The sequence below is a fragment of the Pseudarthrobacter raffinosi genome (assembly GCF_023913835.1).
Taxonomy (GTDB): Bacteria; Actinomycetota; Actinomycetes; order Actinomycetales; family Micrococcaceae; genus Arthrobacter; species Arthrobacter raffinosi.
Window position 1 is genome coordinate 90,514 of record NZ_JAMXBG010000017.1, and the last position, 16,163, is coordinate 106,676.

At 55.4% G+C, this 16,163-nt stretch carries 12 protein-coding genes and 1 pseudogene; 9 read left to right on the forward strand and 4 right to left on the reverse strand.

What is annotated here, in order from left to right:
• Positions 1–17: 17 nt before the first annotated feature.
• Positions 18–992, reverse strand: coding sequence for a GDP-L-fucose synthase family protein (locus NG697_RS15980; protein WP_252614655.1), 975 nt, complete (start codon positions 990–992; stop codon positions 18–20).
• The gene (gene gmd, locus NG697_RS15985; protein WP_252614645.1) at positions 992–2,020 is read right to left on the reverse strand and encodes a GDP-mannose 4,6-dehydratase; all 1,029 of its coding nucleotides are present in this window, start codon (positions 2,018–2,020) and stop codon (positions 992–994) included. Before gmd ends, NG697_RS15980 begins: the two co-directional genes overlap by 1 nt.
• 350 nt (positions 2,021–2,370) lie before the next feature.
• On the opposite strand from gmd, the gene NG697_RS21395 reads away from it, so the two are divergent.
• The 8 genes and pseudogenes from NG697_RS21395 (at position 2,371) to NG697_RS16015 (ending at position 10,155) form a co-directional block, all read left to right on the forward strand.
• Positions 2,371–3,114, forward strand: a complete 744-nt coding sequence (locus NG697_RS21395; protein WP_509908558.1) for a WecB/TagA/CpsF family glycosyltransferase — start codon at positions 2,371–2,373, stop codon at positions 3,112–3,114.
• Positions 3,115–3,128: 14 nt separating this feature from the next.
• Positions 3,129–4,253 carry a glycosyltransferase family 4 protein gene (locus NG697_RS15990; protein ID WP_252614646.1) on the forward strand — a complete coding sequence of 375 codons (1,125 nt, stop codon included), beginning with the start codon at positions 3,129–3,131 and terminating at the stop codon, positions 4,251–4,253.
• Positions 4,254–4,566: 313 nt separating this feature from the next.
• Positions 4,567–4,716 (forward strand): annotated as a pseudogene (locus NG697_RS21400) (DapH/DapD/GlmU-related protein); the annotation flags it as partial.
• A gap of 240 nt (positions 4,717–4,956) precedes the next feature.
• Complete coding sequence (locus tag NG697_RS16000; protein WP_252614647.1) at positions 4,957–5,403, forward strand: acyltransferase; 447 nt, start codon at positions 4,957–4,959, stop codon at positions 5,401–5,403.
• Positions 5,404–5,426: 23 nt separating this feature from the next.
• Positions 5,427–6,218, forward strand: coding sequence for a glycosyltransferase (locus NG697_RS21405; protein ID WP_374209943.1), 792 nt, complete (start codon positions 5,427–5,429; stop codon positions 6,216–6,218).
• A gap of 2 nt (positions 6,219–6,220) precedes the next feature.
• Positions 6,221–7,678, forward strand: coding sequence for an O-antigen ligase family protein (locus tag NG697_RS16005; RefSeq protein ID WP_252614648.1), 1,458 nt, complete (start codon positions 6,221–6,223; stop codon positions 7,676–7,678).
• A 25-nt stretch (positions 7,679–7,703) separates the two neighbouring features.
• Entirely contained in the window at positions 7,704–8,957 is a 1,254-nt protein-coding gene (locus tag NG697_RS16010) for a lipopolysaccharide biosynthesis protein (RefSeq protein WP_252614649.1), read from the forward strand.
• A 10-nt stretch (positions 8,958–8,967) separates the two neighbouring features.
• Positions 8,968–10,155 carry a glycosyltransferase family 4 protein gene (locus NG697_RS16015; protein ID WP_252614650.1) on the forward strand — a complete coding sequence of 396 codons (1,188 nt, stop codon included), beginning with the start codon at positions 8,968–8,970 and terminating at the stop codon, positions 10,153–10,155.
• Between the two features lie 480 nt (positions 10,156–10,635).
• On the opposite strand, the gene NG697_RS16020 is transcribed toward NG697_RS16015, so the two are convergent.
• The gene (locus tag NG697_RS16020) at positions 10,636–12,153 is read right to left on the reverse strand and encodes a tyrosine-protein kinase domain-containing protein (RefSeq protein WP_252614651.1); all 1,518 of its coding nucleotides are present in this window, start codon (positions 12,151–12,153) and stop codon (positions 10,636–10,638) included.
• A 795-nt stretch (positions 12,154–12,948) separates the two neighbouring features.
• On the reverse strand, positions 12,949–13,107 hold the full coding sequence (locus NG697_RS16025; RefSeq protein ID WP_252614652.1) for a hypothetical protein: 159 nt from the start codon (positions 13,105–13,107) through the stop codon (positions 12,949–12,951).
• 1,784 nt (positions 13,108–14,891) lie between these two features.
• On the opposite strand from NG697_RS16025, the gene NG697_RS16030 reads away from it, so the two are divergent.
• The gene (locus NG697_RS16030) at positions 14,892–16,064 is read left to right on the forward strand and encodes an acyltransferase family protein (RefSeq protein ID WP_252614653.1); all 1,173 of its coding nucleotides are present in this window, start codon (positions 14,892–14,894) and stop codon (positions 16,062–16,064) included.
• Positions 16,065–16,163 lie beyond the last annotated feature (99 nt).

Sequence of the window (16,163 nt, forward strand, 5' to 3'; positions counted from 1 at the left end):
GCTAAATGAAGGTCCCGCTAGCCTCGGAGGGATAGCAAGTTATTGCGGTACCACTCGACTGTGCTGCGAATTCCTTCGTCCAGCGGGATGGAGGAGGACCATCCTGCCTGGGAAAGTTTGGTGACATCGAGAAGTTTCCTCGGTGTGCCGTCTGGTTTGGTTGTGTCCCAGTCAATGCCGCCTGTGTAACCAACGGCGTTGGCGACCAAGGAGGCCAGTTCCCGAATCGTAACGTCGGTTCCAGAGCCCACATTAACCTGCGAGGGCCCATCATAATTTTCCAATAAATGAAGACAGGCTGCAGCCATGTCGTCAACATGGAGGAACTCCCTGCGCGGTGATCCAGTGCCCCAGTTCGTCACCGATGAGGTGCCTGTCCTCGCCGCCTCATCGTAGCGCCTGATCAAGGCTGGCATTACGTGCGAACCCTCCGGTGAGAAGTTGTCACCCGGGCCGTACAGATTCGTGGGCATCGCGGAAATCCATGGCAGTCCATACTGCCTGCGAACTGCCTGTACATGCATGATCCCAGCGATTTTCGCAATCGCATATGCATCATTGGTCGGTTCCAGATGTCCAGTAAGCAGCGAATCTTCGCGGATTGGCTGGGCTGCAAACTTGGGGTATATGCACGAAGATCCAAGAAAGAGGAGTCGCTCAACGCCGAATTCTCTGGCCGCGTCCAGAACGTTCACTTGGATTCTAAGATTGTCGCTTAGGAAGTCGACTGGGTAGGTGTTGTTGGCGAGAATTCCGCCAACCTTCGCAGCCGCAAGAACCAAATATCGGGGCCTAAGATCCCCGAAGAATGCGAACACTGCGTCTCGGTCCTTCAGATCCAAATCTGACGACGTGCGGCCTACGAGATTCGTGAACCCTTCGGATTCCAGGTTCCGCCAGATGGCAGAGCCCACGAGTCCTCGATGGCCGGCGATATAGAACGCAGCGGAACGATCCAGCCGTGAGGGGCTGAAATCCACGAACTCTGACATCAGTTCTTCCAACTCGCGAGATCTACGTTGTCAATCCAGTTGTTTCCTGCATGCTTGAGAGCTTCAATGTCAGCATCCACCATGATTCGTGCAAGCTCCGGTGTGTGAACGGTAGCCTTCCAACCAAGTTTCTCCTGCGCCTTGGAGGCGTCGCCGACAAGAGCATCAACCTCGGTCGGCCTTAGATAGCGCTCGTCAAAGCGAACGTGATCTTCCCAGTTCAAGCCGGCATGCTCGAAAGAGATTTGAAGGAAGTCGCGGACGGTGTAGTTCCCGCCTGTTGCCAAGACAAAATCGTCGGGCTCGTCGGCCTGCAGCATGCGCCACATTCCTTCTACGTACTCGGCGGCGTAGCCCCAGTCACGAACAGCGTCGAGATTTCCCATATAGAGCAAGTCCTGCTTGCCGGCCTTGATGGCAGCGACTGCCCGTGTGATCTTGCGTGTCACGAACGTCTCACCGCGCCGGGGTGACTCGTGGTTGAAGAGGATGCCGTTAACCGCGAACATCCCATACGCCTCGCGATAGTTCTTGGTAATCCAATAGCTATAAACCTTGGCAGCGCCGTAAGGAGATCGAGGATAGAACGGCGTATCCTCATTTTGCGGCGGAGGAGTAGCGCCGAACATCTCCGACGACGAGGCCTGATAGAACTTGGTCTTGATACCAGACATCCGGACGGCTTCAAGGAGTCTTGTGGTTCCAACACCAGTGGTATCGGCGGTGTGCTCGGGTTCGTCGAAGGAGACTCGAACATGCGATTGGGCCGCAAGGTTATAAACCTCGTCAGGGCTAATTTCAGCGAGGAGGGTTACAAGCCGGGCGCCGTCCGAGAGATCACCATAGTGGAGGAAAAGCTTGGCCGCTGGGTCGTGAGAATCGACGTAAAGATGATCAACCCGAGCGGTGTTGAAAGTTGACGCCCTCCGAATCAGGCCGTGAACTTCGTAGCCTTTTTGCAGGAGGAGTTCGGCCAAATATGAGCCGTCCTGTCCAGTAATACCGGTGATCAATGCGCGCTTTACCAAGATGCCCCCAAGGAGTATGTGACCATCAGCGCAAGCCTAGCGGCGGCGCAACGATGCCAGGCTGAGTAGGACCTCATCATAGCTGTCCCACGAGATGTCGCCGTCATTGTTGCACGGTCTAGTTACAGATTCGCGACAACAGTGCTTTCATGAGAAAATCTAGGTTCCGGACGTATGGCTTCGCAGCAGTTGAGGACGGGTCTCAAGTCTTGGCCTTCATGCGGAACTATCTCTCTGTGGCGGGCCAACGGCGTAGTGTCTCTCGTGCCGCCGATCACCTGTTAATTGGGTGAACAACCCTAACTAAATATTCGCTAGCTACTGAGTAAGAACTAAGGAATGGGGCAACCTTGGCGATAGGAATTGAACGACGGCAGCTCGCGGGGCTGCCCATTGCTGTGGCAACTCTGAGTCACGCGACTGAAAGACTCTGTGACTGGGCGATCGCGGGTCAGCCCGGGGACGTTCACCTAATCAACGCTTACAGCGTTGCTCTAGCCGATTCGGACAGCGAATACCGGCAGAGCCTGTCTGGCGCTTTCTGCAACTTTCCAGATGGGAAACCATTGAGTTGGGCGACGGCACTTTCAAGAACGCCTTTGTCTCAAGTTCGTGGTCCGAAGATATTTGAAGATGCCATGAGCCAGGGACGGGCGCGCGGTGTTCGGCATTTTCTACTCGGCTCGACACCCGAAACTCTCGAGGCCCTCCAGAGCTCCCTTGAGAGCCGTTACGCCGGCGTGCAAATAGTTGGTTCTGAAAGTCCCCCCTTTAGGACGCTTTCGGAAGAGGAGCTGACTGACCAAGACAGCAGGATACGGGGGCTGAACCCGCACATAGTCTGGGTAGGGTTGGGAACTCCTAAACAAGACTACGAAGTTGCGCGGTTGGCTAAGAGCGGATTTCTGGCCGTTGCTGTTGGCGCGGCGTTCGATTTTTCAGCTGGAACGAAGCCCGAAGCCCCTGCCTGGATGACAAAAGTAGGAGTTGAATGGGTGTTTAGACTCGCCTCCGAACCACGACGGCTGTGGCGTCGGTACTTGTTTGGCAATCTGAGGTTCATGTGGGCTCTAGTTGTTAATGTCGCCCGCTAGTGAGAATTGCTATCGTGCATGGCTTCTACTCTTCCGAAACACCGAGCGGAGAGAACGCTGTTGTACAAATGCAGTTGGAAGCCTTGGAGTCGGCCGGGCACGAAGTTCGATTGTTTGCGGTTTACACCGACGACTTCAGCCTTGGTGTCACCTATAAGCTGAGGACCGCCATTAACGTTGCTACAGGTGACGGATACGATCCGTCGGATGAGCTCAAAGCCTTTCAGCCCGATGTAGTTCATATTCATAACCTATTTCCAAATTTTTCCACTCGATGGCTTTCAGGGTGGACAGGTCCGGTTACAACTACAGTTCACAATTTTCGACCTCTTTGTGCGTCTGGAAACCTATTTCGGGACGGCGCATCTTGCACTTTGTGTCCGACGAGCGGTCAGATCCACGGTGTAATTCATAAATGCTACAAAGGATCCACCGTAGCGACCGTTCCGTTGGCGATTCGAAATCGTCGAGGACTCCACGGAGACTCCCTGCTGCAAAGGGCAGACAGGATCATTTTCTTATCGGACCGGGCGCTGAAGACGTATGCGGACTATGGTTTGGACCCGTCGAAGGCAACTATTATCCCCAATTTCGTTAGGCCTACAGAAATAAAAGCGGGAGAGGACTCGGCATCAACGGCCTGGCTCTATGCAGGACGGCTGACGTCCGACAAGGGCATTCTCTCCTTGGTCCAAGCCTGGCCCAGTGATGTCAGGCTTGATGTCTACGGTGATGGTCCCGAAATGCGCCGCCTCCAAGAACTTGCTGGACCTTCGGTGGTTTTGCATGGAGCAGTGTTCAGGGACACGGTCCTGAAAGCTGTGTCAGCAGCTCAAGGAGTCGTCATTCCGAGCCGCTGGGCGGAAGGCATGCCCACCATCTACATAGAAGCGCTAGCCGCGGGTGTGCCTGTCCTAGCCAAATCTGGAAACAGCGCCGCTGATGATGTCCTAATCTCGAGGGCAGGTCTAGTTTTCAACGAGTGGAACGAGGTTCCTGGGCTCATTGATTCTATTCGACTCAGCCACATAGAAATCCGGCGTGCTGCTATCGATCGATATCACGAAAACTTTACAGAACCCATTTGGACGTCTCGAATTGAAAAACTATACTCGGAATTCATTACGCATTCTTTGTGACTTTCGTGATTTGTTGAATTAATCTGTCTGCCTGTTTTGAGGAGAAGCTATGGCTCTTTTAGCTAAATTGCCTGCGAGGTGGCATTTTCGAGTACTTGCGCTATTCCGCGGCGGAAGTGTGGCTGCGCGATCACTGGGAGTCAAGGTAGGGAATGACTGCCGAATATACTCGTGCTCCGTGAGTTCGGAATATGATCTTCTAAGCATAGGGGATCATGTCACGATAAGTACCGAGGTGCTCTTTATCACGCATGACGGCACTGGTTGGCTAATAAACGACGGCAATATGCGTCGGTATCGACTAGCGCGTATCGAAATTGGGAACAATGTCTTCATTGGCGCCCGTTCGACGATTCTACCAGGTATCAGGATAGGTGATCGATGCATAGTTGCAGCTGGCAGTGTCGTTACGAAATCAATTCCTCCCGGCACAGTCGTGGGTGGCAATCCAGCAAGAGTAATTGGCGAATATATTGCGTTTGAAGAAAACGTGCGCGACAACTGGCCTCTTACGAGGCTTGTGACTGAGGAATTCAAACCGGAAATCAACATCGCATCTCAGTAGGTCGGTTGTGCGAGTTATCTTCGCTGGCTCTGTTGAACCGATTATTTATGGAAGTAGGCTCCGATGAGGATTCCAATTGGAATAGCTCTTATGTTGGTATCACCTATAAATAGATTCAACCAAAAATCCTATATGCGGATGGTTAAGAAACTGCTGCAGGCAGGCGGTGTGTCTTTCCAAGGAGATCCATGTTGGATTGCGCCTTCCGTTCTATTTGATGTTAGTTATCCGGGTTCGATTAGTATTGGGTCACAGACTGTCATTAGCCAACGAGTGAGCCTTCTCACGCATGACTTCAGCATCGATCGCTACTTCGTGTCCAATGGACTTCAACCACCGAACTTCGAAATGGTCCGACAGAGTGGAATTACTATTCAGGACTATGCCTTCATCGGATTAGGGTCCACAGTTCTGCCCGGCCTAACCATCGGCACAGGAAGCATCGTTGCAGCGGGTAGCGTGGTGACAAAAGATGTTCCTCCCGGCGTGATTGTGGGAGGGAATCCTGCCCGAATCATTTCGTCAGTTGAGGATTGGGTTCCTCGTGCACAAGACAAATACAAGCCTCAACAGAGACGAAAATAGCCATGGCCTCGGTGAGTGTGCTCATGCCAGTAAAGAACGGCGGGACCTTCGTCAGGCGAGCTGTCGTTTCAACTTTGCGGGCACTGCCTGATTCCGCGGAATTGCTGGTAATGGATGACGGTAGTACCGACACGACGCGGGCAACCTTGGCGTCCATTAATGACCCTCGGTTAAGGCTGTTTTTCCGGAACACCAGCCGTGGTGTCGCGACAGCGTTGAATAGCCTGCTAGAGGAGTCTTCCTCAGATTCCGTTGCCCGTATGGACGCAGACGACGTGTGTCTTCCCTGGCGTTTTTCACTCCAAAGCAGAGTCTTGGAGGATCACGGAGGAATCGCCTTCGGAAATGTGATCTACTGCACGGGCAAAGGCGTCCCACTCCGCCCTACATTCCGACGTCCGCAGCGCGCCTACTCGCCGAACCGCGAGTTGCTTGATCGGAATCCCTTTGTGCATCCAACTATGATCGCTCAGCGGAGCGTGATTGAGTCCGTCGGTGGCTACCAGGGTGTAGGGGCTGAAGATTACGACTTGTGGCTCCGTTTGGCGACAGTAAATGTGCCTTTTTCTGTGGTCACTACGCCTGTGCTTATGTACAGGCAGCACGCGAACCAAGTCACTGCGACGAAACAAGCCAGGAGCGAACTTCGCTCAAAATGGTTTGCCGAAGAACTGCTCGTAAAGTCTTGGGCTCGACTGGCAGACAAGGAATATGGATTGGCGTTTCATGACGAACTCGTCTCGGGTATCCCGCGGACCATTGACGAGTTCAAGCTAAGATCCGACTTCGCTGAGTCCACAGGCCGAAACACCTGAGAATGATGCTGCCAAAAACTGCGACTCGCAAAATCCTGGTGGCAGTACCTGCTGCCTCGCTTCGTGTGGATTCGCCTACCGTAGATGAGGAAGAAAAGGAGAGCAAAGCGACGAAAGTCGCTCGCATAGCGGGTTTGCTCGCTATTGCGGGGGTCTCTCTGCTGGCATGTGTTTTTGGCGGGGCGAACGGCGTTGTGTTAGCCGTACTGGGCCCGTCGTTGTTGGTCTGCGCATTCTATCCGCGTTACTGGTGGCCGTCAGCCGCGGCGACTCTGCTATTCCTCGTCCCGTTTGCATATGCATCAGGGGGAGTGATTTTCTCCTATTTAGTACCAAGCACCGTGATCATGTTCCTGTATGTGCTCGGGAACCTCGGTCAGCGACCTGAATGGATGGGGCACGGAGTTGCAATTCTAATGGGGTTGCTGGCTGTATATTGTGCCTTTCAGATACCGTTTGGTGGAAGCGATAATAACTCACGAAAACTGATCTGGATACTGCTTCTATTTTTTGTGGTTCTTCTACCTTCAATTGTTTCATCGGATCCCAGGATGATTTGGCCATTAGCCCTTATGGTACTGGTCTGTGGCGCTACGTTGTCGGTTTTCGGTATCACTGAGTATGTTTTTAAGGCGAATGTTTTATCTGAATTTTATGCCGCCGCGCCCAGTGCTCTTACTCAAAAGTGGGGAGATTATCGAATATTGACTATCGCCGGACATCCACTTGTCAATGCCACGCTTTTGGCAGTTGCTGGTACCGCAGGGTTGGCAGTATATCTAAAGTGGAATTATCGATCGGCTCTTTTAGTTCTTGGACTGACCGCCAGTGCTACTATTCTCACGCAGTCGCGAACGGGAATAGCCGCGCTCGTTGTTGGTGTTGGGTTCGCTCTCCTTGGAAGCATGAGGGGACGGAGCCAAGGTCGTTTTCTTGCTTCATTCTCCCTTTTGGCTTTGGCTGTTGTTGTGTTTATGCAGGTCGACAGCCCTCTTGCCCAAAGAAATTCGAGTGTAGAAGGCCAAGGATCGTCCGAGCTCCGTTTCGCATACCTAGACAATCTCCCTGATTTGATGCAGGCATCATCAATGTGGGGTACAGGCCCGGGTCTTTCAGACTCTGCATTGCAAAAGGCCGGCGGTTACGCGGCGGGCTTTCCCATCGAGAGCAGTGCCGTGCAGATACTTGTGAGCATGGGGATATTGGGGAGTGTCTTCCTAGTCGCAGCGATCTTGGGCGTGTTAGTGCTGTCCGTCCGACGGGGAGCTTTTATTGCACCTGCAATGCTGGCGGCATATCTTGTGGCAGCCTCAGGGTTTAATCTCTTTGAGGCTTTCCCAACACTGGTTGCCCTTTCTGGAGTTCTTCTTTCCGCTTGTGTAGCCGAGGCGTGCGTCCACACCGAACAAAAATTGGATCGAAGTCATAAGGGAAAGGCTATCTTTGGAGCCCGCGCCTAGACCCAAAGCCTGGATGCCAGTTGTAATGTCAATATTTGAGCGGATAATTTCGCGCGGAGCCACGGCAATTTTGACGCTTTTACTCGCTGTCTTCACGGGGCCTGAAACCGTCGGCAAATATGCGACTGTTATTTTGGCTATGACGATTCACCAGGCGTTGACTGACAGTGTTATTAGGCAGGTAGGGGTTGAAGCTTGGAACTATAGTAATGGTCCAGCATTCGTGCGCAGAAGCGCTGTCATCAGCGGTATTTCTGGCGTCGTTATCGTGGCCTCCGCGACTGGGCTTGTAGCCGCGTCCGATTTTTCATGGGAGATCTTACTGAAGGTGCTTCCACTCGTACTCGTGCCCGTCGTCACTGCGAACTATCTTTCCATCCTAACGAAGGCTCAGAGAACCCCAACCGGCTGGAAGGCTATCGCCAAGGCCCAAGGGATAGCCTCCGTGGTTTCACTCGCTGTGGCGGTGCCGCTTCTACCTGTTATTGACATAGGTGCAGCATCGTTGCAGTTGTTGATTGCCGAGACGCTGTTTCTCTTCTTGATCAGTAAGCACTCCTCACTAGGTGGTGATCTTGAAAACCCGGCCCCGCTCTGGAGAAATTATTACTTACCGACTGCGCTCAGTAGTGTGCTTGGCTGGAGCCAGTCGCAGTTGGAGCGGTTGATTCTCGTTCTACTTTCCTCACCTAGCACCGTAGGAATATATAGCCTGGCCATAGCGGTGGCTCGAACAGCAAGTGATGCGATCACGAGTGGTCTCGTGAATGCTATACGTTCTCAAATTGCGACTGAACGGTCTGTTGAGTTGAGACAATTTCAACTTCGACGAGGAATTCGTATTGGGGTTCGAGTTTCCCTCCTGATGCAATTTGGGATAACGGTTGCTTGCTTGTTTGTCTTGCCTCTAATTCTCGATTCTTCTTGGTCAGAGGCGTTAGATGTTGCTCCAATTTTCGCTGTCACAGGAGTTTTTGCCGCAGTTATATGGGTAACTAGTGCTTACATAATCTCTGATGGACAGTCCAATCGGCTGATTACCGCACAGGTGGTCGGAATAGCACTATCTCTCTTGTGTGGCTACTTATTGAATGTTTCGTTGATGGCTGGCGCCCTAATGTGCATATTTAGAGATGTAATTGGGTTGATTCTGCGATTATATATTGTGAAGGATTCGTTGGACAGGAAGTCCATCGTCGCCGTTGTCGCCTTTCTTGCCGCAGCGATTCTTCTCGGAATAGGTTCGCAGATTGGGTTTTTTGCTGGCTCGGTTTCTTGATTGGAGTGCTATGAAGTTTGTGATTTGCCTAACTGAGTTGGCGGGATTTACTTCTTATACCGGGGGTGTGGGGAGGCGGTACGCTGCGACTATCCCCGAACTTGCACGCCAAGGGCACGATGTCACGGTTGTCCTCGTCGCTGACAGTGCAATCGTCTCAGCGCCGGCTGAAATAGATGGGGTTACGGTTGTTGTAAACACCGATTTGGTAAGGCTCCCCTGGCGGCTTCGTTCATTGCCCCGAGTACTACTGTTTCGTCGGATTCTTTCGAGGATCGAGGCGGAGAATGTGTATGTTCCTGAATGGCTTGGGAGCTGCTCATTTGCCCCTCGGAACGTCAATCTTGTGACGAACTTGGTTGCGAGTCTCGGTCTAATAACCGAGATTGCCGGGCCGGACGCCGTTGCGCGGCGGTCGGCACTCAAGTCATGGCTTGATCGATTTCAAATATGGTGTGAGGATCGTCAGATCCGTCGATCGATGGCCGTAATAGCATGCTCTAGTGCAATACTCGATTGGAACTCCAAGCGGTTCGCAGGAAAATTGCCCGACGGGCGTGTGGTTGCTAATTGCATCAATGTCGAACGTGCCAGTGGTATTGCGCGGACGGCGCAGGTTCCGCACTTGTGGCCCACTGGCCCTGGGCCGGTTGTTGTGTTTGCCGGGCGAGTGCAGCTAATTAAGGGCATTGATGTTGCCATGTCTGCTTTCCGGGATGTTGCGGCGCAATTTGAAGACGCCCGCTTCGTTATTGCTGGAGGGGAGGGGGATACGACTATCGATCCTTCTCTGGAACAGCTGCAGTCCGAATTGGATCCGTCATTGCGGGATCGAACAGTGTTCTTGGGGCAAATTGATGAGGAGTCACTCTATGCGTGCATGCGTGAAGCGACAGTAGTTGTGTGTCCTTCGCGTTGGGAGGCATTTGGGAACATAGCGTTGGAGGTGCGTGCGAGCGGTGGCGTGCTGATAGCGACAACGGGTAGCGGCTTCTCTGAGTCCTGCGACGACATGGTTGACAGTCTTCTCGTTGAGCCAGGCAACCCAGAGGCACTCGCGGCGGCCATTATTCGTGTGGTCAGCGATGCTACTCTGCGGGCACGCTTGTTGGAAGACGGCAGGCGAAGGGTGGACGACTTTACGGCTTCCACAACCGCTGCCCGGCTAAGCCTTCAACTGGAGTCTATTTGGAACTGAGAATCTCGACTCCGTCTAAAAGTCTTCCGGACGATCTTGTTGGCCATGTCGGGTGCAGTCGGTCAACTTCTGAAGGCTCCTTTTGAGATTTTCCTGTCCCCTTATTGCGTTGATGCCGGGTTAGCGGCTCTTCAAGGTTCCCGGGGAAATAGGTTCGTGTTGTAGCTAGCAGAAGACTCGCGGTCCTGCTGGGATGAGTGTTATCTACGCATTCAACCTGAACAGGAACCACGAGCCTTGTTAGAGCCTACTGTGGCGGCCGAAGATGCTGCCAGCTTGATCTTCAACCTGCCTGATTACCGTGTCACCGGTACTCGCGGTCCCGTCACGGCCGCCCGGACGGGCGCACTACCCAATTTCACACGATAGGCGAGGCAACAACCTCCCGTGCGACCTAAGGACTTAACGATTGAACTGTCAGACGAACGGTTGGGTTCTTGAGGCCCCTTATCGGACGCGTCAGTCTTCCATCTCTGTGCTTTATGTGCGGTCGAGACGCTCAAACGGGAAATTACTCGCCTGTCGAGGGCCGGAATCAAACAGCGTGTCGTCTATGTCGGGTGTCGAAGCACTTGACGGCTGGCTCCTCGAAACATCGACTGACTGGCGCCGAGAGCTGGCGCCATGGAAGTCCTTGGAGGCATCAACGTCGTCGTGGCTATAGTAGCTGTACGCATACGCGTCCGGGCCTTTAGTGGGTACCCGGTTGAGCACAACACCGAGTACGTTTGAACCCACCATTTCCAGTGCGCCAAGCGACTTTTCGAGGTCTTGGTAGCGGAGTTTTTGGGAGCCGACAACAACAACCACGCCGGCCACATGCTGAGACAGCACAGCAGCGTCGGTCACGGGCAAAAGAGGCGGTGCATCGATCACGACAGTATCAAAGGTTTTTTCCAGCTGACCTATGAGTTGCTTCATTTCATGAGATCCAAGCAGTTCACTTGGATTTGGCGGTATTTGGCCTGACGTAAGTACGTACAACTTGTCGTCGCCCCATGGCTGCAAAAGATCCTCAGCCTTAGCCACGCCGACTAGGGCTGTTGTCAGGCCTACGTTACGGTCAAGGCCAAGGTACTCGCTCACCATCGGCCGTCTTAGATCCGCATCTATTAGGCATACGGTTTGACCAGCCTGAGCTAAGGCAATAGCAAGATTTGTGGCTGTTGTGCTCTTTCCCTCGCCGGGCAGCGAAGACGTGATGAGAACCGACTTGGCGTGACCAGATACATTCGCGAACTGCAGGTTTGTCCTGAGCTGGCGAAAGGACTCAGCCCGCGGGCTTTGGAACGGAGCTTGAGTCAGGAGAGGCTTTCTCGTGGCATCCTGGTCAAACGCGATGCCTCCGAGAAGCGGGGCATCAGTAACGCGGCGGACGTCGGATTCTCCTCGGATTCTGTTGTCTAACGTCATGCGAAGCACGGCCGCCGCGATTCCCAACGTGAGTCCGATAACAAGGCCGAGCAGGAGATTTATCCGAGTGCTTGGAGCCGCTGGGGCGGACGGAGCAATTGCGGGCTTAATGACTGAAAGGCTGACTGGTGATGTTCCGCCTGTCTTTGGTTTCTCCAAAGTATCCACCGCCTTGATCAGGCTGGATGCCACGGCCTCAGCAATAGCAGCAGCCTGCACTGGCGAGTGATCCGAGACAGAGATATTGATTAAGACTGTGTTGAGGTCAGTGTTAGCTTTGACATTTTCGGCGAGTTCCTCGGCCGTGAAGTCCAATCCCAAAGTATCGATGACAGGTTGGAGAACAACCGGGGACACAACAGTTTTGACGTACGACTGAACTCGGGCCTGACTGAACGTATTGCCTTGTTGCAACTCTTGAACCGTTCCTGAACTCTGAATTGCCACAAAGAGTTGAGTTTCAGCCGTATACGTCGGCTTTGTCAGCACGGAAGCAGCCCCGCCCACTAAGAGCCCAACCAAAGCCGTCGCGACGATAAGTAGCCAGTTGCGGCGTAAGATGCGCAGATAGTCGCGTAAGTCCAAACCGGGGTCCCCCTGTGTCGATGGCTGGAGGCAGCCGGATGGCGCTCCACCAGAACGGCCGTATTCAAGCGGTCATCGTTATTGTACCCGGGCTGCGCCGTAGTGACTGTGTCCGACGTTCGCACACGCTCAACACTGATCCGGCCTATCGCCAGTAGCATTGCGGTTCGAACGTGACGAATTGCCTGTAGTAACCAAGGGTATCTTGCGGTAGATACCAATGCTTTTGGAGCCTGATGAATTCACCGCTGTAGTCACAGTCAACGGCCGAGTCTGGCAATAGCCGAGCCGTCTCAGCACAGTACACGCGAGCAACACGGCCACATGACGTAGTACGGCTAACTCAAGAGGATTGCCATACGAGGGAAATCCTGTATGCAGCCTCGTCACTATTAAGGCTGTGGGATAAGGCATGGCCCGCGAACGGGTGGACTGCAACGACGTTGTGGCGCTCCTCGCTGTGCTTGACCGGCATTGAGCTCGCATGAAAGTGTTCCGCGCCGCTCTGCGCGGAGGCACACCTACCTGCTACCGCCAGGAAAGCGAGTTTGCGGGGTGGCTGGCCAAGATTCGATCAGCCGGATGACGCGCGGCCCGGGCCGGGCGTCGTTTCGTGCACCGCTGTGGGGGGGACTGCGAACAGCTGTAGCTGCCAACATGGCTCGCCGCAGGTCTGAGATCCCGGACGTCACAGTGGTTGGATGTTGATGCCGCGCTGTCTAGTGGAGCTTCGCGCCGTGTTCAAGAAGGACGGCGCTCATGCTCCAGGCTCGCTGTCATTCATTGCCCGCTTTGTCAGCTTGGCCTGAAGAAGTACCCTGAGTCCGCTCCTGATGGCTCCCAGTGCCAAAGCGTCAGGGCGCACAGCTCGTCCAAGATGGTCTTCTTGGCCGCAAGGTCCGACCGGGCATATCGGAGGGCAGTGGTCTTCGTGACGGCCTTGCGTTCGCTCATCGAAAGCTCCATGGCTCACAGTGCCGGGCCAGCGGATACCACCCCAGCAGACGCGCCGCTACGCGGGCATAACCAAAGATTCTTCGATAGCAGCTACGCGGGCATCTTTGATGAGTCAACGCGATGTCTAGCCTGCAGTCATGCTAAAACAGTTTCTCTGGTTGGCGGGAATCGGCCCCAAATGCCGGTTCTGTCGTAAGCGGGTCCGACTTGATCGGCCGCCCGAGTTCTGCTCCCGAGCATGCTGGGAGACATGGGACTATGCACAAATTCATCACGCACAGCTCCTGAGCGTTTCTTTCACAAACCGGCTGCCTCTGACGTCCCGGAACGCCGGCGACGACATTTAGTCCGCCCTTGCATTGGGACGGGACTGAAACGGATCCAAGTGGAACTTGGCCCGTCCCGTCACAAGCATTGAAGTGCCGGACGCTGACCCTCCGGACGATACCCCGGAGGAGGCAACTCGGATCTGCGGCGTGGTGGCTTCGACCCGCGCGTGCTTCCACGACGAGCGCCGGCTCAGCAGGTTGGGCGTTTGTGTTAACCTGGGCGCAACAGCTGACGCTGCCGAGTTCTGGGGTGGCGCAGAAGCCGGACGAGGCAATCGTGGAGCGGGTGACCGCTACCTGTGCGGAGGTGGCGATCCGCAGTCTCAACGGCAAGGCCTCACCAGAACCTTCAAAGGCGTGCGTGCCCTGAGTCGCTGAGGGAGGCGGAGCAGGGAACTCCCATTATTCCCGGGCGGGCATCGCCGCGTGGTCAAAACGGGACCGGCACAGTCAGCAGCCCGCCGCTGTCGTCCCCTGGAAAGCGCGTCAGTTGTTGGCCGCATCCAGTTGGCGTCCAGCCGGCAGACAGCTGGACTTGTGGACTCATGACTACGCTGACTGACTCAGTTTTAGGCCTAGTACGCGGCAACCGACCAGAACGAAAACTCCCGGCCGCGCCCGAACCTGGCTGATTTCCGGGCGGCAGCACCAAGTCGATGGCCCGCGCAGCATCGCTGTGGCCGGCGTCTTGCTTTTTCCATACCCAAACAGGTTCGCCCCCTTTGGATCCATTGGTGCGGACGCTGTCGTTACGCTCAGCAGGTTTATCATCAAGTTCCGGATCGTGAAGGAATACCGCACGACGGACCGGCTCCGCGTTCGAGTTTCTACGCCAAACGGCTGGTCCGGCTCTGGCCGGCGCTGCTGGTTCTTTGTGCTGTCGTTGTTATGGTCGGGCTGAGCTTTCCGTCGTCGGGGTGGGCCGGTCGGGAAACCGATGACGAGGCACTGTCATTTCGCTGGCAAGCCGACCCGCAAGTCAGATAGGAGATTGACGGCCCTGGAAAGATCCGTTAGTTAACCGCGGAACTGCTTAGGGCGGCGCTCTCGGAGTGCTCCGCGCACTTGACGGTCGCGGTCATCGGGCCGCCGTCGTCGTTCTGGTAGTGGGTCACGTGGTTGGTGGTTTCCGCACGACGGGCAGAAGGTTCTGTGTTGTTTTGTCCCCATACCGAGATTGTAGTGAGGAACGAGTTTCGTGCAGGTAACGCGGTGCGCGTCGGGCGGGCGTGCCAATGGCGCTGACGTAACACGGGACGGCTGCAGTCAGCGGCCATCCGCCTCGTCCCCTTTGGTGGCTCGTCACGTGGTCGGTCGTCTCTTCGACGGGCCGCGTTGGCTGGCCGTGATTCCACCACGTCCAGCTGGCGCCCAGCCGGCAGTCAGCTGAGCATATGGAACCTTACCTATGCTCGAGGGGTGATTTTTCAGCCAAGTACGGGACCCCCGACCATGACGGAACGCCCGCTCGCGCCCGAAACCGGACTGATGTCCGGGCGGCAGCACGCACTCGATGGGCTGCGCACCATCGCGGTGGCCGGCGTTTTTCTCTTCCACACCTTAACCGGGTTCGCCCCCGGCGGATCCATTGGCGTGGACGTTTTCTTCACGCTCAGCGGCTTTGTCATCACGCTCCTGGTCATGAAGGAGTACCGCTCCACGGGCCGGCTGCGCTTTGGAGTTTTCTACGCCAAACGGCTCGCCCGGCTCTGGCCGGCGCTGCTGGTTCTTTGTGCTGTTGTGGTTATGGTCGGCCTGATCTTTCCGTCGTCGGGGTGGGGCGGTCAGGAAGCCGATGCCATACCGGCGGCCGGCTACGTGATGAACCTGTCCAACTTCGGAGCCTTCGGTTCCTCGACCGGCGGCGGCGCGCTGAGCCCAACCTGGACCCTCGCGGTCGAGGAGCAGTTCTACCTGGTCTGGCCGGTGCTCCTGCTGTTGATGCTGCGGTTCTGGAAGGTCCGCACCGTCGCCTGGATCACGACCGTCCTGGCGACGGGGTTCCTGGTTTCACGGTTCTTCCTGGTTTCCGGCGGGGCATCGCTGGCCCGGCTGTACAACGGGCCGGATACCAGGGCTGACGAGTTGCTGCTGGGGTGCGCCGCGGCTCTGGTGTTGACGTCCATCAACCCGGGCTCCCGGCTCCATGTCTCGCTGCAGGCCGGTGTACGCCGGGGTGGTCCGCTCGCGGGCCTCGCCCTGGTGATCGCCCTGTTCACGCTCAAAGAGCCGACCGCGCCCGGAGCCTGGTTCGATATCTTCTGGACCGTCGGCCCGACTGCCTTGGCAATACTGGCCGGGCTAGTCATCGGCTGGCTTGTTCTTCTGCCGGATGGCCTCATCTCCAAGGTCCTGAGCCACCGCTGGCTGTCCCGCCCGGGCCGGGACCTGTCCTACGGAATCTACCTCTGGCACCTGCCGGTCTTTATCCTGCTGATTCCCCTTGTTCCTTCACTGGCCGTGAGCGTACCGCTGACGGCAATCCTGACCGTGCTGATGGCGTACCTGTCATTTCGATTTGTGGAAACACCCATCCGCCGCTGGGCCTCCAGAAGGTTGGATCCCGCCGTCGTCCGTCCCGCCCCGGAGCCCGTCCGGGAACTGGAGCTCGCCGCACGGACCTAGTGTAGCGTGTCGTTGATTACTTTGGGTCTGATTGTTTGTCAGACTTGATTCATGGTTTATCTGGCAAGGGCATTGGAATTGCGCGACGGGGACCGAGGG

What these genes read in the sequence shown, in the direction of transcription:
- NG697_RS16010 (WP_252614649.1), top strand. Translation starts at nt 7,704, where the DNA reads ATGTCAATATTTGAGCGGATAATTTCGCGCGGAGCCACGGCAATTTTG.
- NG697_RS16015 (WP_252614650.1), top strand. Translation starts at nt 8,968, where the DNA reads ATGAAGTTTGTGATTTGCCTAACTGAGTTGGCGGGATTTACTTCTTAT.
- NG697_RS16030 (WP_252614653.1), top strand. Translation starts at nt 14,892, where the DNA reads ATGACGGAACGCCCGCTCGCGCCCGAAACCGGACTGATGTCCGGGCGG.
- NG697_RS16000 (WP_252614647.1), top strand. Translation starts at nt 4,957, where the DNA reads ATGGTTAAGAAACTGCTGCAGGCAGGCGGTGTGTCTTTCCAAGGAGAT.
- NG697_RS16025 (WP_252614652.1), bottom strand. Translation starts at nt 13,107, where the DNA reads ATGAGCGAACGCAAGGCCGTCACGAAGACCACTGCCCTCCGATATGCC.
- NG697_RS15980 (WP_252614655.1), bottom strand. Translation starts at nt 992, where the DNA reads ATGTCAGAGTTCGTGGATTTCAGCCCCTCACGGCTGGATCGTTCCGCT.
- NG697_RS16005 (WP_252614648.1), top strand. Translation starts at nt 6,221, where the DNA reads ATGATGCTGCCAAAAACTGCGACTCGCAAAATCCTGGTGGCAGTACCT.
- NG697_RS21405 (WP_374209943.1), top strand. Translation starts at nt 5,427, where the DNA reads ATGCCAGTAAAGAACGGCGGGACCTTCGTCAGGCGAGCTGTCGTTTCA.